The following is a 21,304-nucleotide window of genomic DNA, read 5'->3' as shown; positions in this document are numbered from 1 at the left end:
ACGCGCCCGCGCTCGGCCGGCCGACTCCGTCGTGGTCAGCGCTTCACCATGAACGCCCGGCCCTGCTTGGCGTCGGACGAACAGGACTTCTGCTCCGCGGTGGTCATCTTGCGCGACTTGACGATCACCGCATTGCTCTGCCCGTCCGTGCCATTGGGCGCGGGGCCGGTGACCGTGTCCGGCACGTACCAGAAGTAGTGGCCCCACTTGGGGCTGTCGTAGTGGGTCTGCCAGGTGCCCGAGACGTCCTGCATCACCTGCGCGCGGGAGATCCAGCCCACCTCGCCGGGCTTCACGGTCATGTTCATGGAGCTGTTCTCGGTGTGCGAACTCGACCAGGTGTGGCTGTAGGTCGCGGTGACGCTCAGGTCGATGAGATCGGCGATCTTTCCGCCGACGGTGACGGAGACACCCGCGGAGTCCGTCGAACCCACCGTGTCCGCCCAGCCCATCGACTGAGTGGCGTCAGAAGTGCTGCAGTTGTAAAGGGAGTTGGAGACCTGATGGAAGTCTCCGAGGTACGCCGTGCCGAGCTTCGGCTCGTTGAAGCTGCACTTCCCCTCGCCGGAGGCGCAGTCGGCTATCAGCTGCTCCCGGGTGGGCTGGTCGTCCGCGGCGGCCGGTACGGCCATCGCCGCGACCAGGCCCAGTGCCGCGGCGGACAGCGCCATCAGCCGGTTTCCGTAGCGGATCGTTCGGCTTTTCGTCATCTTGCGGTTGCCTCTCGCCCTGTCTCGTGGAGGCGACGATTCCGAGTGTGGTCTTCGTCGCTGTTGCGTTTGAGACTGGAGTGAAATTTGGTTCAACTACACCAAGAGTTGGTAAAGTTGTAGTTGATGACGAAACAGACCCTTTATGGGTGCCCGAAACGGAGGCGGCGTCAGGTCAGCGGACCTGGCAAACAGGCTTCATGCCACCCCAGTTGAGGGGGCGTTGCCCTGCAGGGTGGCTACCACCAAACGGCACCGAGGGCTGCCGTCGGGGCGCCGCCCGAGCTCCGGCAGCGCGTGCAGATGTACGTCGAATCCGGCCCGAGCCAACTCCGCGCACACGTCGTGCAGGCGGAACGTCCGGTAGTACATGACGAATTCCGGGCGCCACAGCGCGTTGCGGACCCGCATTGCCGCGTCGAAGCCCAGCAGCGTCCAGTAGCCGAAAGAACCCGGCCGGGCCGGCGCAGCGATCGGGAAGGCGAACCGGCCGCCGGGGCGCAGCGCGGAGCGAACCTGCGTGAACAGCCCCGGCCGCTCGCGGGGCAGGAAGTGCCCGAACGCGCCGAAGCTCACCACGAGATCGAAGACCGGCCGGAACGGCAGGGCCCGCGCATCCGCACGCACCCACTCCACGCGCGGCCCGTCGGCCGTTCTCCCCGCGTGGGCACGCCCCTCGGCGAGCATCCCCGCGCTGATGTCGACACCGGTGACCCGCTCCCGGCACACCTGCCGCAGCACGTCCAGGCCGGCGCCGGTACCGCAGCACAGATCCAGGCCGCTGCCGAACGGACCGAGCTCGCGCAACGTCCGGGCGACGGGGGTCAGCACCGACTCCGGGGTCCGGAACGGAGTGCGGTCGAATGTGGGGGCGAGCAGGTCATAGCCGCGCTCGACGGAGGACAGCGCCTGAACGGCGAGTTCACGGAAAGTGGGTCCCTGGGGTGCGAACATTGTCCGCAGCATAGGGCCGTTGCGAGCCGCGCTGCGGCGCACGGCGGATCGCCTTCGATCCTTTCTTCACCCGATCGGTCGCGCCAAGTGGTACGGTACGAGCGGAACGGACCTGAGTTCGCCGAATACGGTGCCGGTTCCGCTTTCCTTTCCATGTCGCTGCTGCACAGCCGTCCTTCTCGACCGGCGATCCCACACAGCACCGACTGTTTGTGACGATCTCGACACTCGCAGTCAAGCGATTCCGCACGACCTCCTTTCCGGTCGGGCCAATCTGACGGCCCGCTGGGCGCGCGGCGTGATCACACCGCCCCGCCTTCCCGCACCGGATCTTTCTCCATATCGGTCCCTGCCTCAGCGTCCCGAGAGGACACCCATACCCATGACCATGACGTCTGCGTCCCCCTCCATGACCCTCATCGCCGACTCCCCTTCCTCCAGCGGCATTTCCGACCGGCCCGTACGGCCGAACGCGGCGCGACCCCTCGTGCCGGTGGCCGGGACCCTGGACATCGTCAACGAAAAGGAGGGGCTCGGCTTTCTTCGCGGAAAGGAGTGCGCCTCCTCGTCCGATGACGTCCGGGTGCCCGCCGCATTGATCCGCGAATTCGGCCTCCGCACAGGCGATTTCATCGTCGGCAGGTGCGGTGGGCGAAGGTCGCTCGCCGAGGTCGAGTCGGTCGGCGGCCGTCCGCCGGAGGAAGCCCGCGACCGGCCGCATTTCCGTCACCTCACACCGCTGCATCCGCGAGACCGTCTGCGTCTCGAAAACCCGAGGGGCGGGCTCACGCCGCGCATCGTCGACCTCATCGCGCCGGTCGGCAAGGGGCAGCGCGGATTGATCGTCGCGCCGCCCAAAACGGGGAAGACGGTGCTGCTGCAAGAACTCGCCGCCGCCGTCTCCGACAATCACCCCGAATGCCGACTGATGGTGGTGCTGGTCGACGAACGACCGGAGGAAGTCACCGAGATGCGCCGTTCGGTGCGCGGGGAGGTGCTCGCCTCGACCTTCGACCGGTCCGCGCGAGAGCACATCGCACTCGCCGAATTGGCGGTGGAACGCGCCAAACGGCTCGTCGAGGACGGGCAGGACGTCGTTATCCTCTTCGATTCCCTCACTCGGCTGTGCCGGGCACACAACAATGCCGCCTCGTCGGGCGGCCGCACGCTGAGCGGAGGCGTCGATGCCGCCGCGCTCCACGGCCCCAAGCGGCTCTTCGGAGCGGCGCGTCGTACGGAGGAGGGCGGTTCGCTGACGATTCTCGCCACGGCGCTGGTGGAAACTGGATCCCGGGCCGACGATTACTTCTTCGAGGAATTGAAGAGCACCGGAAACATGGAACTCCGCCTGGATCGCGCGCTGGCAGGAAAGCGGATCTACCCGGCCGTCGACATCACCGCCTCCGGCACCCGCCGCGAGGAACTGATGCTCTCGACCGCGGAGTTGACCGCCACCGGTCGGCTGCGACGCGCCCTGCGGACCGGCGACGAACGGCTGAACACGGAGGCGCTGATCGACCGGGTCCGGCGGACACCCGACAACGCCACCTTCCTGCGGCAGGTGCAGGGGACCGTCCCAGGTTCCTGACGGGCCCGCGTCCCGGCCGAATACGGCGCATTCGTCAGAACGCCAGAGGGGGCACGCGCGGCCTTTCCCGGCTCGACCTCCCCGGGGTTGCGTCGGCATCGCTGCCCGAGAAGCCGAGTTTGACCTGCCAAGCGGAAGAGGACTGCACGTCTCGGTCGATGCTCCTGGTCACATACCCCTCACCGTCTCGGCATCGGCTTCATCGACGACGTACTGTTCGCTGGCCGCGCCAACGGCGCGCCCGTTCCTACCGAGCTGTCGCCCCCAGGGCGCCGCAGCGTCCGACCACCACATTCAGGAGGCGCGATGGACGAGATTCGCGTGCTGTCCGCCACGGCGATCCTGGGATACGGATTCCCCGACGCGTCGTTCGAAGCCGGTCTGGCCCGCAGACCCCATGTCCTCGCCGCCGATGCCGGCTCCACCGACCCCGGTCCGTACTACCTGGGCGCGGGAGAATCGTTCACCGACCGTACGGCGGTCAAGCGCGATCTGGAGCGGATGATCGGCGCCGGGCAGCGCCTGGGCATCCCTGTCGTCATCGGGTCCGCGGGCGGCGCCGGGGCCGCCCCGCACCTGGCCTGGCTCCGCGGAATCGTCGATGAGATCGCCGCCGGGCAGGGGCTCCGGCTCCGCGCGGCCCTCATTCCCGCCGACATCGACCGGGAGACCGTCCTGCGGGCCTTGCGGGACGGCCGCATCGGCGCGGTTCCGCACGGCCCGGAGCTCACCGCCGAGGATGTCTTCGCCACCACGCACCTGGTGGCGCAGATGGGCACGGCGCCGCTGGTGGCCGCGCTGCGCGGCGGCGCCGACGTCGTCCTTGCCGGGCGCGCCTACGACCCGGCGGTGTTCGCCGCGATGCCGCTGCTGCACGGCTTCGACGAGGGCCTGGCCCTGCATATGAGCAAGATCCTGGAATGCGCCGCCATCGCCGCCGTGCCCGGCAGCGGCAGCGACTGCATGCTCGGCACACTGCGCCGGGACCACTTCGTACTCGAGCCCTTGGACCCGGATCGACGGTGCACCCCCACATCGGTGGCCGCGCACACGCTCTACGAGAAGAGCGACCCCTGCCGGCTGCCCGGACCCGGCGGATACCTCGACCTCAGCGACTGCGTCTTCACACCGGAGGACGAGCGCAGCGTGCGCGTCTCCGGCTCCCGCCACATCGCGCAGCCCTTCACGGTCAAGCTCGAAGGCGCCCGGCTGCGCGGGTACCGCACCGTGTCGGTGGCCGGCGCCCGGGACCCGTTCTTCCTCCGCGAGATCGACACGATCGTCCAGGGCGTACGGGACCGCGTGGCGGACAACTTCCCCGACATCCCGCCCGGCAGCTACGACCTGCTCGTGCGCGTCTACGGGGCCGACGGCTGCATGGGTGCGCTCGAACCCTCGCCCCGGCCACAAGGCCACGAAGTCGGCATCGTCATCGAAGCCGTCGCCGACAGCCAGGACCTCGCCGACACCCTCTGCGGATTCGCCCGCTCCACGATGCTGCACTTCGGCTACCCCGGACGCCTGTCCACGGCCGGCAATCTGGCCTTCCCCTATTCCCCGTCCGACTTCCACGCCGGCGCGGTCTACGAGTGGAGCATCTACCACCTCATGACGGCCGACGATCCGCTCGCGCTGTTCCCGATCACCTACCTCGACTACCCCGGAGACCCCTCGTGACCGCTCCGTCGACCGCTCCACTGACCGAACTCGCCGACGTCATCCGCAGCAAGAACTCCGGACCGTACGAACTCACCCTCGACATCATCTTCACGGGCCAGGACCAGTACGACCTCGTCAAACGGCAACGGGCCATCAACCGGGCCCTGGTGGCGGAGCTCTACCAGGTTGCCGTCGACGACGTCAGCGAGCCGATCTTCTACGATCCGGCGAAGGCCGTGAAGATCAACCTGCGCCGCCCGCTCGTCTCCGGGAACGTCGGTGAAAGCGACGTCTACGGGGCGCAGCAGCACGGCCCCCTGTTGGCGATGCGTCTGCCGACTCCCTGAGGCAGCGGACTCCGGCCGCCGCCCCGGTGAGGCGCCGATTCACCGAGCCGGCTGGGGCCTCGAGTGCGCGGAGGGGTGTGTCAGAGTGGGGGTAGGACGCGACGGCGCGGTCGGTGAGCGCTAGAGAGGCGGCCGGTCATGTCCATGCAGTCTCCTCTTGGGTCGGCTCCTGCATCTCCCCGGTCGCCACACCAGCGGAGCGAAGAGTACGAGGACCTGTTCGCGCAGGCCCCGGTGATCTTCGCCGCGCTGAGCGGCCCGGGGCACCGGCTGGAGGCCGGGAATACGGCGTTCTTCGAGACATTCGGAGGCGACCGCGGGTCTACCGGCGTGCCGATCGGAGAGCTGATCCCGGAACTGGCCCCGCAGGGCGTCCTCGATCGGCTCGATGCGGTCTACCGCACCGGCATCGCGTACCGGGCCCAGGGCGGGCGGCTCGTGCTGGGAGGGTCGGGGGCACAGCGGGAGGGATACTTCGATTTCACCTACGAGCCCCGCCGGGATGCGGTCGGCCGGGTCGACGGGGTGGTGGTGATCGCGGTGGAGACCACCGCGTACCACAACGCCCAGCGCATGGCCGCCGAGCAGCGCATCCTGCTCGAGCAGATCGCGCGCGACGCCCCGCTGGAGGAGATCCTGAGCGGCATGGCACGGGCGATCGAGGAGCAGTCCCCGGAAATGATCGCCTCGGTGCTGCTCGCCGATCCCGAGGGCGAGCACCTGTGGCACGGCGCCGGCCCGAGCCTGCCCGCCTTCTACAACGAGGCGATCGACGGGTTGGCCATCGGTGACAGCGTGGGATCGTGCGGCACGGCCGCCTACCTGCGCGCGCCGGTGATCGTCACCGATATCGCCACCGATCCCCGGTGGGAGGGCTACCGCGACCTGGCGCGCCGGGCCGGGGTCGCGGCCTGCTGGTCCACCCCGATCCAAAGCGCGGACGGACGGCTGCTGGGCACCTTCGCGATGTACCACCGCACCCCCAAGGCCCCCGAGGACGAGGACGTGGCGCTCAGCGCCGGATTCGCCCGTATCGCCGCCCTGGCCATCGAACGCCACCATGTGCTGGAGGCGGGCCGCGCCGCCCAGGAGCGGGAGAAGGCGGCCCGTGAGGACCTGGCCTTCGTGCTGGACGCCAGCACCGCCATCACCCGCGAGCCACACTATTTCGACTGCCTGCAGTGCATGGCCCGACTGACCGTGCCGGCCTTGGCGCCGCTGTGTGCCGTCCATGTGGTCGGGGACGGCCGGACCCGGCAGATCGCCGTGGCCGCCGCCAACCGGGCCGAGGAGGACCTCCTCGCCTCGCCCGCCGTACGGACCGAGGTCGACGAGGCGGTTGCCCGTGTGCTGGCCTCCGGCCGCACCGAGACCGACCACGGCGCGGTCCGTCGCGGCGGTCTCTCCGCCCAGGCGGGGATCACCGGCTACGTCTGTGTGCCGCTGACCACCCGCGGCCGCACCTTCGGCGTGGTGACCCTGCTGGCGACCGACCGGCCCCTGAACCGCCACATCATCGCCCTCGCCGAGGAACTCGCCCGCCGGGCCGCGTCCAGCGCCGACAACGCCCACCAGTTCACCGACCGCGTTCAACTCGCCCGTGACCTGCAGGCCGGTCTGCTGCCTCCCGAGCTGCCCGAGATCCCCGGCGCCGACCTCGCGGCCTCCTACCACCCGGCCGGCGAGGGGCTCGACGCCGGCGGTGACTTCTACGACGTCTTCCCGCTCCCCGACGACCGCTGGGGGCTGATGATCGGCGACGTATGCGGGCGCGGCGCCCTGGCCGCCACCACCACCGGCATGGTCCGCCACACCGCCCGCGCCGCCGCCCGTCTCCTGAACGACCCGGCGGCGGTGGTCGCCGCCATCAACGACGCCCTGACGGAGGGCGCCGTCGACGAGGACCGCTTCGTTTCGCTCGTCTACGGCGAGCTGCGGCACACCCCGTCGCATCTCACGCTGAACCTGATACGCGCCGGCCACGTACCCCCACTCGTGCGCCGCGCCGACGGCACGGTCGAAGAACTTGCCCAACCGGGCTCGCTCTTGGGCATCGGCCCCGATCTCGACGGGTCCCCGCACACCCTCGATCTGTATCCCGGCGACAGCCTGGTCCTGGTCACCGACGGCATCACCGAAGCCCGTTCCGCCGGCGGGGAGTTCTTCGGCGAGGACCGCCTGGCCGACGCCGTCGCCGCGCCCCGCGCCACGTCCCCCACGGCTGCCACCCTCGTGGAGTCCGTCACCGCCGCGGTCACCGCGTTCGCGGGCCATTCCACTCCCGACGACCAGGCCGCCCTGGTCCTCACCGCCGCCTGACGGCCGGGGCGACCGGAGCGGGCGGCTCGCCGCTCCGACGGGCTCCGTCCCATTCCGGATTGCCCAAAAGGGTGACGCTGCCGATGACGGATCCGTATTGTCAGCTCGCGCCGGAGCCTTCTCGCCCAGGGGTCTCCTCGTGGGCTCTTCCCCCAGGTGCCCGGTAGTACCTGGCCCGTGCCTGCACCGAGGGAGCAGTGGTGACACTCCTGATCGTACCGGTAATGATCACATTCGGGACATTCCTGCTTGCCATGGTGGCTGTGGGTATCTGGACGTACCAGGAGAACCTGACGTTCGCCGACTTCGCCCTGGGTGGGCGCCGGTTGAGTGCGCCGGTGGCGGCCCTGTCCGCAGGGGCGAGCGATATGTCCGGCTGGCTGTTCCTGGGACTGCCCGGGGCCGTGTACGCGGCCGGGATCGGCGCCACGTGGATAGCCGTCGGCCTGGCCGTCGGCACGTATCTCAACTGGCGGCTGGTCGCGCCGCGGTTGCGTACGTACACCGAGCGGGCCGGCGACGCCACGACGCTGTCGGCATATCTGGAGGAGCGGTTCGAGGACGGCAGCAGGATGCTGCGCCTGGTCTCGGCCACCGTCACCGTGGTGTTCTTCACCGTCTACGTGGCCAGCGGACTCCTGGCCGGGGGCGTGTTGTTCGAGGGGATATTCGGTGGCGGCTTCGAATTCGCGCTCACCGTCTTCGCCGTCGTGATCGTCGTCTACACCGTTCTGGGCGGCTTCCGGGCGGTGAGCGTGACGCACTCGGTACAGGCCACGCTGATGTTCATCGCGGCGGTGGCGCTCCCCGTGATCGGTGTCGTGGCGCTGGGCGGGTTCGGTGCGCTGAAGGGAGCGCTCGACCACAAGAGTCCCGCCCTGTTGGGCATGGGGGACCGGGCCGAATTCGTCGGTGACCGGTGGGGGGCAGGGCAGTCGCTCGGCGCGGTGGCGGTGATATCCCTGCTCGCCTGGGGGCTGGGCTATTTCGGCCAGCCCCACATCCTGGTCCGTTTCATGAGCATCCGCAGCACGCGCGAGATCCCCATGGCTCGCCGGATCGGCGTGGCCTGGGTGGTGGCCTGCCTGGCGGGCGTGTCGCTCGTGGGGCTGGTCGGGATCGCGGTGCTGGACCATCCGCTGGACAACCCGGAGACCGTCTTCATCGCGCTCAGCGCCCAGTTGGCCAATCCGTGGGTCGCGAGCATCCTGTTGGTCGGCGTACTGGCTGCGATCAAGTCCACCGCGGACAGCCAGCTGCTGGTCTCGGCGATGGCTCTCACCGAGGACTTCTACCGGGCGTTCGTCAAGCGGCAGGCCTCGGATGCGTCGATGGTGCTGGCGGGGCGTGTGACGGTGGTGGCGGTTGCGCTGGTGGCGTACGTCATCGCGCTCAGCGGCGGCGCTGTCCTGGACATCGTCGCGTACGCCTGGGCGGGTTTCGGTGCGGCCTTCGGCCCGGTGATCCTTCTGTCGCTGTACTGGCCGCGGATGACCCGGGCCGGGGCGATGGCCGGCATCGTGACGGGCGCGGTCACCGTCATCGCATGGAAGCACATCGACCCGCTCCTCGGGCCGCTCCGGTCGGGCATCTACGAGATGGTGCCGGGGGTGCTCGCGGCGACGGCGGCGGCGCTGTTCTTCGGACGGTTCGTCGGCAGTCCTCCGCGACGCGTCTGGTCCGGCCCCCTGGACAAGAAGAACGCCGCTACGGCGCCGGTCGGCTGAGGCCGCACCGAGCCCGTCCCCTGCGAAGCGCCGTCCACTCCGCGTCACGTACGCCCCGGAAATCCCGTCGACGTCACCCGCCCGCGTCATGTATCGGGCAAGCTCGGCATGCCCGGTCCCGGGATCCGCGACCTCAGGCGCCTACACCCCGGCCCCCGGCGAAACCGTCGCCATGATGCTGTGCGGCGCCAACACCGGCATCACACACCTCACTTGACCGAGGCGATATTCGCGAGGCCGTCACCTGACGGAGGCGATATCAGCGAGGCCGTCACCACCACCGGCACCGACCGCCCCATCCCGCGCAAACCCTCTGCGATCATCTCCAGCAGCCACACCGCAATGTCCGGCGACCACTCCCGCGTACGGCAGCCCAAGCGGATCACCTCACGCATCCCCTCGGCATGCACCACGCGGCCGAGATCGAGCTCCAATCCCGGCAGGCCGCATTCCGTTGCCGACACGGAGACATCCACCGCTCCCTGCGCCCTCTCCCGTATCGCCTCGCACAAGGCCACCGCATCGCCGTCGCCCTTCCCGCGCATCCTGCCCTTCCCGCTCTTCCCGCCCTTCTCGGGACGGCAGGAGACGGTCACCACCACCTCGTGCCGGGCATCCGGATCCGCCAGGCCGAACCACGACGCCAACTCGGTCTGATGGAAAGCCGTGTTGCGCGCGGCCGCCTGCAACGGCAGCAGGGCGTGCAGGCCGGTGAAGGTCACTTCGCCCACGCGAGCCAACGCCTCGGACAACACCAGCGCGATCGGCCGGACGGGAAGACCGGGACGCGGCGGATCGGTGAGCAACCCAGCCTGCAGCCAGGCCAGTTGGTGGACCCTTCCGTCCGGTGCCCAACTACCGCCGACCTCCTCATGAGCCCATGCGGTGGGCTCGTGGCGAGCCGTGACCTTTCCGCCTTCGGTCAGCCAGCTGCTCAGGGTCTGCCAGCCATAGGAACCGGCCCGATCGATCGCAAGACCCAGAAGATCTTCCTCAACGGAACCCTCGGGGTCCCGCTCCACTATCCGGTCGAACCACGGATGGGGCCGGAGGATTCCATGCAAACCAACGATGACGGTGGGGGGAAACACAGGCACTCCCAAACACAGGCGGCGCTGGAGGGGCGCCTTCCAGCGCCGCAGTCAGCTTTTGATCACATGCCGCAGTACGGAGTCTGCGGCGAGGTGATCTTCTTGTGATCATCGTCAGGGTAACCGACGGTGTCCACGTCAATGACGCTGCGGAACGAGTTCTTCGCGATCAGGTTCGTGCACTTCCAAGCGGCCGACGCCCGCTTGGCGGCTCCCCTCACCATTCGATCATGTAAGGGGTGGCGTCTTGTCCTCGCGCGAGGATTCGCTTTGCATTCCCTCGCGCGCCAACCCCGTGCTGTCCACGGTCTGTTGGTGGCATAAAAGCCGCTGCCCACGATGATTTCGAGAACAGGTCCAGTGGCGATGTGCCTGGTCGGCGGCCGGAGAGGAACTCTCTTCGGAATGAAAATTCCTCGCTGCGGAAAGTTCAAATTTCCCCCAATAAACATGCGCCATGACGGGCGGATGGGTGGTCGGACGGTCACCGTCCGCTGCTCGGTACATCCATTTGGCTCGCCTGCTCACATTCGGCGAATTGTCCAGAGTGACGGACTGAAGCTTAGGTAATGAATTCCCCAAGGAATAGAAGTATTCAGTCGACTGCTCTTTGCAAGGCCGCCGATGCTGCCTAGCCTGAGGCAAATTTTCGGCCAGTTCTGTCTTGAAAGGCCTCCTATGGCAAGCGTTGACGAGCTCGCTCCCCCGGGGACGCGCACATCCGGTTCCCTCCGCAGGGATGTGGGACTGATCGGTCTGATGTGGGCCTCGGTCGGCTCCATCATCGGATCCGGTTGGCTGTACGGAGCCCAGAAGGCCGTTGTGGTGGCGGGCCCCGCCGCGGTCATCTCCTGGGGCATCGGCGCGATCGCGATCGTCCTCCTGGCACTGGTGCACGCCGAGCTCGGTGGCCTCTTCCCGGTAGCCGGTGGTACGGCGCGGTATCCGCACTACGCCTTCGGTGGCCTGGCAGGCATGTCATTCGGCTGGTTCTCCTGGCTCCAGGCCGCGACGGTGGCCCCGATCGAGGTCGAGGCCATGATCGGCTACGCCGGTCACTGGTCGTGGGCCCAGGGATTGCAGAATCTGAACGGGACCCTCACGACGAGCGGCTTCATCGTCGCGGTCGTCCTGATGGCGATCTTTGTCGCGGTGAACTTCCTCGGCGTGAAGGTACTGGCGCACACCAACAGCGCCGCGACCTGGTGGAAGATCGCCGTACCCCTCGGGGCGATCTTCGTCATCGCCGCGACCAACTTCCACCCGCACAACTTCACCTCGCACGGCTTCGCGCCGTTCGGTGCCAAGGGCGTGCTCAGCGCCATCAGCACCAGCGGCATCATCTTCGCGCTGCTCGGCTTCGAACAGGCCATCCAGCTCGCGGGGGAGAGCCGCAACCCCAAGCGCGACCTGCCGCGTGCCACGATCGGTTCGGTCCTGATCGGCGCGGTGATCTACGTTCTGCTCCAGGTCGTCTACATCGGCGCGCTGCCGCTGGCCTCCTTCGCACACGGCTGGGCCAAGCTGGACTACGCCGGCATCTCCGGCCCGTGGGCCGGTCTGGCCACGCTGGTGGGCCTGGGCTGGCTCGGCTGGGTCCTGTACGCGGACGCGATCATTTCCCCCGGTGGCACCGGCTTGATCTACACCACTTCGACCTCGCGCATCTCGTACGGTCTGAGCAAGAACGGTTACGCACCCCGACTCTTCGAGAAGACCGACGCCCGCGGCGTGCCGTGGTTCGGCCTGATCATCTCGTTCGTGACCGGCGTCATCTGCTTCCTCCCGTTCCCGAGTTGGCAGGAGCTGGTCTCCTTCATCACGTCGGCGAGCGTCCTGATGTACGCCGGTGCGCCGCTCGCGTTCGGTGTGTTCCGTGACCGACTGCCGCGGCACGAGCGCCCGTACCGCCTGCCCGGCGGCAATGTGATCTCGCCGCTGTCCTTCATCGTCGCGAGCCTGATCATCTACTGGGCCGGCTGGGACACCCTCCAGCGGCTCGGCTGGGCGATCATCATCGGGTACGTGCTCCTCGGCAGCTACGCCTGGTACGCGACGAAGAAGCGGCTGCCGAATGCTCCGCAACTGGACTGGAAGGCCGCGCAGTGGCTTCCGGTGTACCTGATCGGCATGGGTCTCATCTCCTGGCAGGGCGGCTTCGGCGGCCAGGGCCACCTCCCGCTGTGGTGGGACATGGTGATCGTCACGGCGTTCTCCCTGGTGATCTACTACTGGGCCCGCTCCACCGCCGTTTCGGCCGAAGCGATCGAGCAGAACATCGAGGAGGTCGCCGTCGTGGACGAGGGTGGTCACTGACCCCGCACCATGACCCGGCCACCGGGCACGTCGTGAGTCCGGCCGGTCATCCGGCCGGACTCACGGCTGCCGCTTGCCCCGGAAGCGGGAGAGCCGCGAGGGCGTGCCGCCCGAACGCCGCACCCGGGACTTCTACCGGCACGGCATCACCAGCCTGTTCGCCTCCTCGCAGGGGAGCGGGAACTTCCCGGATCCATCGCGCGTTGCGGAGGACGACCTGATCGTTTGATGAGTGACACGACGGTGGCGCCGTCGTCGGGGGAAGTGAGCAACCCATGGCCATGGTGGGCCTGTTCTGGATCGCCGAGGGCGACGTGTACGTAGGCGCGAAGCCGTCCGGTCTGGCTCCCGGGGTGCGCCTGACCCCCGAGGGCGTGGTGGCCCTCGGCGACGGACAGTCCGGCCTTTACCTGTGGGAGGGCCTGAGCGCCCTGACGGTGGCGGACGTCCCCGTGAAGTCCCTGAAGCGGCAGGCCGGCCTGGTCAAGGACCTGGCCCTGGACACGGTGATGAACCTGGCTCTGTCCGTGGGTCCGGGCCGGGTGAGCGATGCCCCGCCGATGATGACGGTGCGCGTGGAATCAGCCGACGGCGAGCACGAGTTGGCGGCCTACGTAGCCGCGGCCGTCGGCTACCCCCAGACCGAGGTCGACCTCTCCCGCGCCCTCCTGGCCCGCCTCACGGAGGGCGCCGCGACGATGGCGACGACGCTGGCGGCGATGTCGGAGTGGGGCCGTGCGTGGGAGGGGACGTCGCCGCGGGGGGCGGAGCGGGAGGGCCTGCTGCGGGGGTGGGTGCACAGCTAGGGCGCGATGCCACAGTCTCTGGCGAGCGGAAGACCCCAGGCCAGAGACTTCTCACGGCAGCAGGCACGCCGCCGCGTCACCCACCGGGACGGCCGGCCCGGCCTGCCGCTGCGGGGCACGCCGGCTCGTGCGATTAGGGCGCGGCTCGGACCATGGGGGTGTGGGCTGGAATCCGGTGTTCGGTGGGGCCGAGCCGTTGGACGTGCTCGAGGTGGCGCCGACGGCCCGGACGGCGGTGGCGTGGCTGCCGCCGCGAGGGCTCTGGCCGGCGATTCAGGAGATCCGCTGGGAGCACGATCCGCAGGTGCGGCGGTGGCCGCCGCATGTGAATCTGCTGTTCGGCTTCGTCCCGGAGGAGGAGTTCGACCGGGCCCTGGCGCCGCTGTCCGCCGCGGCGGCGGAGAGCGCGGCGTTCACGGCGCGCCTGTCCGGCGTCCGGTACTTCCGGCACCGGCATTACGCGACGGTGTGGCTCGATCCGGCCGCGGCGGGCCTGGGACCGTGGGCCGGTCTGCACCGGGCGCTGGGGCTCCGGTTCCCGCTCTGCCGCGGGCGTGGCGATCGCTTCACTCCGCATCTGTCCCTCGGCCGCACGCACGATCCGCGGCCACTGGCCGCCGAGTGCGCCGGCCGGCTCGGCGCATTGTCGGCTGTGGTCGAGGACGTGGTCCTGCTCTCCCGGCGTGGCGAGGGCCCCATGCTTCCCCAAGCCGTGATCACGCTGGGCACGGGCGAGGTCCGCCGACTGCCGGAGTAGGAGAGCGCGCCCGATGGGGCAGCGCACGAGCGCCGTGCACGCAGCGAAGACCGGCGTGCCGGCCGTCCTGTTCACCCGGCCCCCGCCCGGGAGCCGGCCGCCCCGTCCACTCGCGGGCGAACCGTCCTCGGGTTCATCGCACCGTGGGGGCGGCCAGCGCCGGATTCTGTCCGGACCGGCTCAGCGCCTGAGCGACGAACCCGGACGCCGTCAGGTGCGCCACCGTCTCGCTCAGGAACCGCACTGTCTCCGGGCGCCGCTTCTTCGATGTCCCGACGGCCTGTCGGATGGTCATGAACGCGGGCTCGACCAGGCGCAGTTCGGGCCGTCCGGCGAGGTGTGCGGTAAGTGGCTGCCGGATTCCCGCCGCAGCCTCCAGCTTCTCGGCATGGAAGACGTCCACCCCCTCCGGGCCCCGGACTACGGTGGCGTGGCGCAGGGTGCGCGTCAGGTACAGGTCGTAGGCGGATCCTTGCTTCACCCCGATACGGATGCCCGCGCGGTCCACGTCTTTCGGCGTCCGCAGCGTGGACTCGGCCGGGACGGCGTACATCCCCTCGATGTGCACGTACGGGGCGGTGAACGCGATCTCCGCCTCACGGGCCGGTTCGACGGCGAGGAAGCACAGGTCGGCGCGGCCGGCGACCATGGCCTCGTAGGACGTGCGGGCCGCGTCGAAGCAGAGGAACTCCACAGGCATGCCGAGGCGTCGGGCTATCTCACCGGCGAGATCGACGGTGACCCCGCGGGGCGCATCCGGTGTGCCCTGGGCGAGGACGGGGTTACCGAGATTGACGGAGGCGCGGAGCACTCCGGTGGGGGCGAGGTCGCGGGCCGGCGCGGCGAGGTCGGTGATCTCCATGGGCCGATTCTAGGAACGGCCGCCGAACCGCTGCGGGGAGCCGTTGGCAGAGGCGAAGGGCACCCCCGTAGCGGACTCAACCCGGCAGGCCGCTACCTACTACAGGGAGGGAACGCACTCATGCGCATTCTTTACGTCGTCACTCATCCGGAGGCGACACACCACGTCGAGGAAGTCGTCGGCGGATGGCACGATTCGCAGCTCACGCCCGCCGGCGTCCGCGCGGCAGCCTCCCTTGCCCAGGCGCTGCGCACCCAGGTCCCGGACGGTGCCCAGGTGGAGCTGTTCTCCTCGGATCTGCAGCGCACCCGGCAGACGGCCGGGAAGGTGGCCGAGCTGTTCGGCATCACACCGATTCTGGATCGCAGGCTGCGGGAGAAGTCCTACGGCGAGGCGGGGGGAAGGCCGCAGGAGTGGCTGGACCGGCGGTTCGTCCCGCCGCCCGCTTTCGGGGAGCGGATGCATCACGACGAGGGCGTGAAGGGTGCCGAGACCAAGGCCGAGTGGGCGCGGCGCATCTACGCGGCCATGGACCAGATCCTGCAGAGCCCGTGCGAGCACCAGATCATCGTGACGCACGGCGGCTCCTTGACGTTCGTCGTGTCGTCCTGGATCAAGATGCCGATCGAGTCCGCCGGCTATGCCAGTTTCCGGGCGCCCTCCGGCAGCATCACCACGCTGCGCGAGGACGACTACTTCCACAACCGCCAAGTCGTCAGCCTCGGCGACAGCCGCCATCTCGCCCCCACCACGGCCGACTGACCCCGATCCGGCCCGGTTCGACGGCCTCTGTGCCCAGTGGCCCGCAGCGCTCTCCCGGCCGCCGTCGCCCCCATCGAGGAGCCCGACGGAGCGGTCCGCATCCGCATCCGCATCCGCATCCGCCTCCTGCTTCTTGAGGCGGCGGACGAGGGCGGCGGGGCCGTCGGGGACGGGGCGGAGGCGCCTCAGAACCGCCGGGCCGACTCCTCCGCGTGGGCCATGCGCCGCAGGCTCAGCAGCACCGGTTCGTACAGCACCGTGAGCGCGACGGCCGCCTCGATCTGCCCGGTCGGGGTCGGCTGCTCCTCGATCATGTCCAGGTCGGTGACTGCCAGTTGCGCTGCCAGCTGCCCGTACGGCAGCAATCGCTCGGTGTCGCAGGGGTAGCCGAGCCGGACGAGCGCGGCGACCGCGTCGGTGAGCCGTCGGCGGGCGGGGTTGGGCGTGTCCGGGCTGCTGTTGTTGGACCAGCCCAGCCGCTCCAGCAGCGCCTCCACCGAGCGGCGGGCGGTCTCCACCGCCGGGTCGTCCTCGGCCGGCCCCTCGGCGCAGGGCAGCGCCCGGGTCGCCGCGCCCAGCCGCAGGTGATGGTCCAGCGACTCGTCCTCCGCGGCAGCGATCACCTCCCGCGCGGCGGCCACCGGAACCCCGCCGATCTGGATCAGCGCCCGCACCAGGCGCAGCCGCCGCAGGTGGTCCTCCCCGTAGTCGGCCTGGGTGGCGGAGACCCGGCGCCCGGGCTGGAGCAGCCCTTCGCGCAGGTAGTACTTGATCGTGGCGGTGGACACACCGCTGCGCTCGCTCAGCTCCGCCAGCCGCATGCTCTTGCACCTTTCCTTGGGCAGTGGCACTATCCAATCAAGGATAGCGACGCTATCCAATAGGGGACGGAGAATCTCATGGGCATTGCACCGATATCCGGGGAACGGGTCACGGCCGCCGCGGAGGGCGACGTGGTCGTCTTTCTCATCGGGATGCGGATCAACCGCTGGCGGGCCGTACGCCACTGGCTGCCGGCTCTGGCTGCGATGCCGCGCATGCTCAAGGAGCTCTCGCGGGACGGCGACAGCGGGCTGCTGGGCATGCGGAGGCTGGGCGGCGGACCCCGCGCACATGGCGTCGTGCAGTACTGGGAGTCACGCGAGAAGCTGCTCGCCTACGCCTCCGACCAGGGCGGACAGCATCGCCCCGCGTGGGCGGCGTTCAACCGTCGCGTGCGGAGCAGCAAGGGCGGCGTGGGGATCTGGCACGAGACGTACATCGTTCCGGCCGGTTCGTACGAGTCGATCTACGTCGACATGCCGCCGGCCGGTCTGGATGCGGCATGGGGAGCCGAGCCCGTGGGCCGACGCGGGGAGCGGGCGGCGCAGCGACTGGCGAGCGGGGCCGCCTAGAAGCGGTCGGAAAGTGCTCCGGCCACGGGGCGGCAGGCGTCTGATGTCCGTCCGGCCGACCATGCGCCGCGAGGGTGATCGAGTGATGTGGGACGGCTGGGAAAACACCAGCAACACCACGGCCGTGCCCGCGGACATCCGCTTCGATGCCGCCCAGTACGAAGCCGAACTCGCGCGGGCCGCGGCGGACCGTAGCTGGGAAGAGCCGGTGGACACCGTCGCCCGGCTCCTCGCGCAGATCGTGGAGGAGCAGGTACGGCGGCTCGCGGCCCGCATTCTGGCGGACGATCCGCGCAAGACCGCCGAGATTCGCGAATGCTGAGGACCTGTCCGGCAAGGCCGGGTGGTGAAGCCCGCCGAAGAGGAAGGCGCGCACCCGTGGCCCGCCTTCCGTGGCAGCAGCTTGCTCGGTGAAACTCCCGCCATCAGTAGGGTCGTTCCCGCGACCGTGGTGGCGAAAGCGTCGAAGCCGGGGCGCCGCCGGGCCGTGAGTGCCGTCGCCCCGCCGAGGCCCGGAGCGATGAGGATCGGTATGCCTCCGTACATGAATCTCCTGGCTTCTGCAGCATCGCATCCGGGTGAGCCGGGCACTCAGGTCGTAGAGGGAGAGACCCACGAAGAACTGGCGGATGAAGTACGGGGCGGTGACGCGGGTGGTGTCGTGTCCGACGACGGCCGCACCTGGCCATGGGGTCTGAGGTGCAAGTGCCCGTTCACAGCGATGCGTTGAAGGCTGCGACGAGCGCGGATGCGTCGTAGCGGATGGCGGGTTTCTCGTTCAGTGGGCCACGGCGAACCCAGCGGCGCCCGGCACGGTGGTCCCGGCAGGCAGCATGGCGGCAAGGGTCCTGGAGTACATCCGTCAGCAGCCTCCGCCGCCGAAGGCGTTCGCCACGCGCAGCGGGCAACCGGATTGCCTCGGTGCTTCGGCCCGAGAACGGCCGTTGCTGCTGGCACAATCTGACGTCGGGGGTGTACTGCCATCGTGCCGTCGACTACCGGAAGAGGACGACAACGCCGTGGGACCCGGACCACTCCCTCCAGGGCAGCGCCTCGCCAAAGGCTGGCCCGTCGCCCACTACGGGCCCGTTCCCAGGTTCCACCCCGACCGCTGGAACCTTCAGGTCTTCGGCGCCACCACCACGGGCGATACATACAGCTGGACCCTCGACGAGGTCTCCGCTCTGCCCGGCATCACGGTCGTGACCGACCTGCACTGCGCGTCCGGCCCGACCTCGACCGATCACGAGTTCTTCGGAGTGGCCGGCACCACCCTCCTGGAGCTGGCTCCCCCGGCTCCGCAGGTCACGCACGTCATGGCCTGGGCCGAGTACGGATACAGCGCCAACCTCCGCCTCAGCGACTTCACGTCCGCCCGGACCCTGATGGCCACCCACCACAACGGAGAACAGCTCACCGCCGAGCACGGCTTCCCGCTGCGCCTGGTCGTACCGCACCTCTACGGGTACAAGGGCCCGAAGTGGCTGCGCGGCATCGAGTACATGACCGCCGACCGCCGTGGGTTCTGGGAAGAGCGCGGCTTCCACAACGTCGGTGACCCCTGGACCAATCAGCGCTACTCGTACCAGGAGGAGTAGTGCGCCGCGTGACAGTAACGGTGACGGCCGTGGGTTACGCCTTCTGGAAGCCGGCGCGGGTGAGGATCTTCTGCGCCTCTGGGGTGGCGAGCCCTTTCACGAACGCGGTGGCGGCTTCGGGGTGCTTGGACGCCTTGAGGGTGGCGGCCGGGTAGGAGGCGATGGCGTTCCGGTCGTCCGGGATGTCGACGGCGCCGACCTTGCCGGGCGCCGAGGCGGCGTCGGTCTTGTAGACGAGGGCCGCGTCCGCCTCGCCCAGCTCGACCTCGGTCGGCGCAGCCCGGACGTTCGGCTCTGGGAAACCGGCTTCACGACGATGCCTTGCTTGTCTTGCGGTGGCTGTCCGGGCTCGCGCCCGGTAAACGCGCGGCCTTTCGGATCGTGGAGTTTGCATATGCGGTAATGAGAGGCCGGAAATGCCACATCTGCAATGCGGACAGGCCGCCCGGGTATCGGATTCGTCCGCGGAACGCAGGCCGAAAACCCCTGGTCAGGCGGCTGAAGTGAGTGGATCGCAGGGCAACTTCCAGGACGTCCGGATATGCCAGCCGGACAGAGCCATTCGGCTGGCAAATGCAAGGGACTCACCCATGGACGCATTCAACATCCCGTAGCGTCAGCAATAACGCAGGCGAGAAATCGCCCTGCCATCCCCGACTTTTGTGAGGCGTTTCTTCATGGGTCTGAGCATCCGCAACCAGTTCCCCGGCATCGTCACCTCCGTCACGGCCGGCGAAGCCATGGCGACCGTGAAGGTCCGGCTGGCCGGTGGGCAGGACATCACCGCGGCCATCACCACCGACGCCCTCAAGGACCTCGGGTTCGCCGAGGGGACCGCCGTCAAGGCCCTGGTGAAGTCCACCGAGGTCGCTCTCGCCACCGCTCCCGTCGAGGGCCTCTCCATCCGCAACCAGATCGCGGGCACCGTCACCGACGTCGCCACCGGTAACGCCATGGGATCCGTCAAGGTCTCCGTCGAGGGAGGCGAACTGACCGCCGCCATCACCAAGGGCGCGGTCGACGACCTCGGCCTGACCGCCGGCTCCTCCGTCGTCGCGCTGATCAAGTCGACCGAGGTCTCCCTCGCCGCCGCCTGACCACGGCGTGATGCGTCAGCACGGCTAGGGGGTGCCAGGACGGTGCGACCGGTGTACCGCTGCCACAGGGCACCCCCCTTGTCGACGAGCTGGACGATCTGAACGATGGCGACGTCGGAGTGCGCCGAGTGGCGTACCGAGGACGGCGCCCTGGCCGAGCACTACGGCAGACGGTCGTCGTGCTCGCCGGTCGCCGGCGGCGGGACGGCGGCACCCGGTCGACGAGGGTGGCGCGTACGCCGCCGGCCCCCAGCTCACGTGCCGAGCGCTCGTCGTGACACAAGGGCACCGCGCGCGCAGCGCCGCGTACCGCTTCGCGGGAGGTCTGCCATAGTCGAGAGATGGTGTGGTTGCCGGACCCTGACGCGTTGCGCGGGAAGGTTGCTGTCGTAGCGGGAGCGACGCGAGGCGCAGGACGTGGCTTCGCCGCCGCGCTGGGCGAAGCGGGTGCGACCGTGATCTGCACAGGGCGCAGCAGCGTGACGGGCCCGGGCGGGTCCGACTACGACCGACCGGAGACGATCGAGGAGACGGCGGAGCTGGTCACCCGGCTCGGCGGCACCGGAATCGCATGCCAGGTCGACCATCTCGATTCCGATCAGGTTCACCGCCTGGCCGAGCGCATTCGCGGCGAACACGGCCGTATCGACATCCTGATCAACGACATCTGGGGCGCGGAACGCCTCAAAGGCGGGCCGGCGGACTGGAACACGCCGATCTGGAAGCACCGCCTCGATGACGGCCTGCGCATCGTCCGGCTGGGGCTCGACACCCATCTGATCACCTCCCACCACTTCCTCCCCCTGCTGATCGAGGAGCCGGGCGGCCTGCTGGTCGAAGTGACCGACGGCACAGCGGAATTCAATGCGTCGTCGTACCGGATCTCGGTGTTCTACGACCTGGTCAAGACCGCGGTGAACCGGCTGGCGTTTTCGCAAGGGCATGAGCTGCAGCCGTTCGGAGCCACCGCGGTCGCCCTCACGCCCGGGTGGCTTCGTTCGGAGATGATGCTGGACAACTTCGGTATCCGCGAGGAGAACTGGCGCGAGGCACTGAATCCCTACCGGGACGACGGCTCGCCGACCGCACCGGCAGGTTTCGCCGAGTCGGAGTCACCACGCTATGTCGGCCGGGCGGCGGCCGCCTTGGCCGCGGACCCCGAACGGCACCGATGGAACCAGCGGTCGGTCAGCTCCGCGCAGATGGCGAGGGAATACGGATTCACCGACATCGACGGCAGACGGCCGGACAGCTGGCGCATCCCGTGAGGACACGCGCGGCACCTCGGACGGAGCCGGGGTGCACCGCGCTGGTAGC

General features: G+C 69.2%; 20 protein-coding genes and 2 pseudogenes. 15 read left to right on the top strand and 7 right to left on the bottom strand.

Going from position 1 to position 21,304, the window contains the following annotated elements; genetic code table 11:
• Positions 1-35: 35 nt before the first annotated feature.
• Both ACIGWZ_RS16070 and ACIGWZ_RS16065 read right to left on the bottom strand, forming a co-directional pair.
• Complete coding sequence (locus ACIGWZ_RS16070; protein ID WP_400064894.1) at positions 36-710, bottom strand: hypothetical protein; 675 nt, start codon at positions 708-710, stop codon at positions 36-38.
• 198 nt (positions 711-908) lie between these two features.
• The gene (locus ACIGWZ_RS16065) at positions 909-1,664 is read right to left on the bottom strand and encodes a class I SAM-dependent methyltransferase (protein WP_400064892.1); all 756 of its coding nucleotides are present in this window, start codon (positions 1,662-1,664) and stop codon (positions 909-911) included.
• A 409-nt stretch (positions 1,665-2,073) separates the two neighbouring features.
• Here ACIGWZ_RS16065 and rho point away from each other — a divergent pair, with 409 nt between their 5' ends.
• The 5 genes from rho to putP all read left to right on the top strand — a co-directional run bounded on the left by rho (position 2,074) and on the right by putP (position 9,304).
• Complete coding sequence (gene rho / locus ACIGWZ_RS16060) at positions 2,074-3,252, top strand: transcription termination factor Rho (protein WP_400065400.1); 1,179 nt, start codon at positions 2,074-2,076, stop codon at positions 3,250-3,252.
• A 306-nt stretch (positions 3,253-3,558) separates the two neighbouring features.
• Positions 3,559-4,929 carry an acyclic terpene utilization AtuA family protein gene (locus tag ACIGWZ_RS16055; RefSeq protein WP_400064890.1) on the top strand — a complete coding sequence of 457 codons (1,371 nt, stop codon included), beginning with the start codon at positions 3,559-3,561 and terminating at the stop codon, positions 4,927-4,929.
• Positions 4,926-5,258, top strand: coding sequence for a DUF4387 domain-containing protein (locus ACIGWZ_RS16050; protein ID WP_400064888.1), 333 nt, complete (start codon positions 4,926-4,928; stop codon positions 5,256-5,258). Before ACIGWZ_RS16055 ends, ACIGWZ_RS16050 begins: the two co-directional genes overlap by 4 nt.
• A gap of 138 nt (positions 5,259-5,396) precedes the next feature.
• The gene (locus ACIGWZ_RS16045; RefSeq protein ID WP_400064886.1) at positions 5,397-7,577 is read left to right on the top strand and encodes a SpoIIE family protein phosphatase; all 2,181 of its coding nucleotides are present in this window, start codon (positions 5,397-5,399) and stop codon (positions 7,575-7,577) included.
• Between the two features lie 224 nt (positions 7,578-7,801).
• Positions 7,802-9,304, top strand: a complete 1,503-nt coding sequence (putP, locus tag ACIGWZ_RS16040; protein ID WP_400064884.1) for a sodium/proline symporter PutP — start codon at positions 7,802-7,804, stop codon at positions 9,302-9,304.
• 209 nt (positions 9,305-9,513) lie between these two features.
• On the opposite strand, the gene ACIGWZ_RS16035 is transcribed toward putP, so the two are convergent.
• Both ACIGWZ_RS16035 and ACIGWZ_RS16030 read right to left on the bottom strand, forming a co-directional pair.
• Positions 9,514-10,395: a hypothetical protein gene (locus ACIGWZ_RS16035; protein WP_400064882.1), complete on the bottom strand. Its 882-nt coding sequence runs from the start codon at positions 10,393-10,395 to the stop codon at positions 9,514-9,516.
• Positions 10,396-10,457: 62 nt separating this feature from the next.
• Positions 10,458-10,619, bottom strand: a complete 162-nt coding sequence (locus tag ACIGWZ_RS16030) for a hypothetical protein (protein WP_400064880.1) — start codon at positions 10,617-10,619, stop codon at positions 10,458-10,460.
• A gap of 454 nt (positions 10,620-11,073) precedes the next feature.
• Between ACIGWZ_RS16030 and ACIGWZ_RS16025 the strand changes: the two genes are divergently transcribed.
• The 4 genes from ACIGWZ_RS16025 to ACIGWZ_RS16010 all read left to right on the top strand — a co-directional run bounded on the left by ACIGWZ_RS16025 (position 11,074) and on the right by ACIGWZ_RS16010 (position 14,274).
• Positions 11,074-12,711 (top strand): APC family permease, encoded by a 1,638-nt coding sequence (locus ACIGWZ_RS16025; RefSeq protein ID WP_400064878.1) that lies wholly within the window; start codon positions 11,074-11,076, stop codon positions 12,709-12,711.
• Positions 12,712-12,784: 73 nt separating this feature from the next.
• Positions 12,785-12,940: a hypothetical protein gene (locus ACIGWZ_RS16020; protein WP_400064876.1), complete on the top strand. Its 156-nt coding sequence runs from the start codon at positions 12,785-12,787 to the stop codon at positions 12,938-12,940.
• 46 nt (positions 12,941-12,986) lie between these two features.
• On the top strand, positions 12,987-13,517 hold the full coding sequence (locus ACIGWZ_RS16015; RefSeq protein ID WP_400064874.1) for a hypothetical protein: 531 nt from the start codon (positions 12,987-12,989) through the stop codon (positions 13,515-13,517).
• 160 nt (positions 13,518-13,677) lie between these two features.
• The gene (locus tag ACIGWZ_RS16010) at positions 13,678-14,274 is read left to right on the top strand and encodes a 2'-5' RNA ligase family protein (protein ID WP_400064872.1); all 597 of its coding nucleotides are present in this window, start codon (positions 13,678-13,680) and stop codon (positions 14,272-14,274) included.
• 133 nt (positions 14,275-14,407) lie between these two features.
• Here ACIGWZ_RS16010 and ACIGWZ_RS16005 read toward each other — a convergent pair whose 3' ends face one another.
• Positions 14,408-15,136, bottom strand: coding sequence for a transporter substrate-binding domain-containing protein (locus ACIGWZ_RS16005; RefSeq protein WP_400064870.1), 729 nt, complete (start codon positions 15,134-15,136; stop codon positions 14,408-14,410).
• 120 nt (positions 15,137-15,256) lie between these two features.
• Here ACIGWZ_RS16005 and ACIGWZ_RS16000 point away from each other — a divergent pair, with 120 nt between their 5' ends.
• Positions 15,257-15,898 carry a histidine phosphatase family protein gene (locus tag ACIGWZ_RS16000; protein ID WP_400064868.1) on the top strand — a complete coding sequence of 214 codons (642 nt, stop codon included), beginning with the start codon at positions 15,257-15,259 and terminating at the stop codon, positions 15,896-15,898.
• Between the two features lie 185 nt (positions 15,899-16,083).
• Here ACIGWZ_RS16000 and ACIGWZ_RS15995 read toward each other — a convergent pair whose 3' ends face one another.
• Positions 16,084-16,719 carry a MerR family transcriptional regulator gene (locus tag ACIGWZ_RS15995; protein WP_400064866.1) on the bottom strand — a complete coding sequence of 212 codons (636 nt, stop codon included), beginning with the start codon at positions 16,717-16,719 and terminating at the stop codon, positions 16,084-16,086.
• A gap of 78 nt (positions 16,720-16,797) precedes the next feature.
• Between ACIGWZ_RS15995 and ACIGWZ_RS15990 the strand changes: the two genes are divergently transcribed.
• The 3 genes and pseudogenes from ACIGWZ_RS15990 (at position 16,798) to ACIGWZ_RS15980 (ending at position 18,890) form a co-directional block, all read left to right on the top strand.
• Entirely contained in the window at positions 16,798-17,292 is a 495-nt protein-coding gene (locus tag ACIGWZ_RS15990; protein ID WP_400064864.1) for a DUF4188 domain-containing protein, read from the top strand.
• 58 nt (positions 17,293-17,350) lie between these two features.
• A pseudogene (locus ACIGWZ_RS15985) lies at positions 17,351-17,614 on the top strand (hypothetical protein); the annotation flags it as partial.
• Positions 17,615-18,311: 697 nt separating this feature from the next.
• The gene (locus ACIGWZ_RS15980; RefSeq protein WP_400064862.1) at positions 18,312-18,890 is read left to right on the top strand and encodes a molybdopterin-dependent oxidoreductase; all 579 of its coding nucleotides are present in this window, start codon (positions 18,312-18,314) and stop codon (positions 18,888-18,890) included.
• Between the two features lie 34 nt (positions 18,891-18,924).
• On the opposite strand, the pseudogene ACIGWZ_RS15975 reads toward ACIGWZ_RS15980, so the two are convergent.
• A pseudogene (locus ACIGWZ_RS15975) lies at positions 18,925-19,220 on the bottom strand (extracellular solute-binding protein); the annotation flags it as partial.
• Positions 19,221-19,567: 347 nt separating this feature from the next.
• Between ACIGWZ_RS15975 and ACIGWZ_RS15970 the strand changes: the two are divergent.
• Entirely contained in the window at positions 19,568-19,987 is a 420-nt protein-coding gene (locus tag ACIGWZ_RS15970) for a molybdopterin-binding protein (RefSeq protein WP_400064860.1), read from the top strand.
• 341 nt (positions 19,988-20,328) lie between these two features.
• A complete protein-coding gene (locus tag ACIGWZ_RS15965) occupies positions 20,329-21,255 on the top strand; it encodes an SDR family oxidoreductase (protein WP_400064858.1) in 927 nt (308 codons plus the stop codon).
• Positions 21,256-21,304: the final 49 nt, after the last annotated feature.

The organism is Streptomyces sp. NPDC053427 (assembly GCF_044544985.1).
Lineage (GTDB): Bacteria > Actinomycetota > Actinomycetes > Streptomycetales > Streptomycetaceae > Streptomyces.
This window is presented reverse-complemented; position numbering and strand designations above follow the sequence as displayed.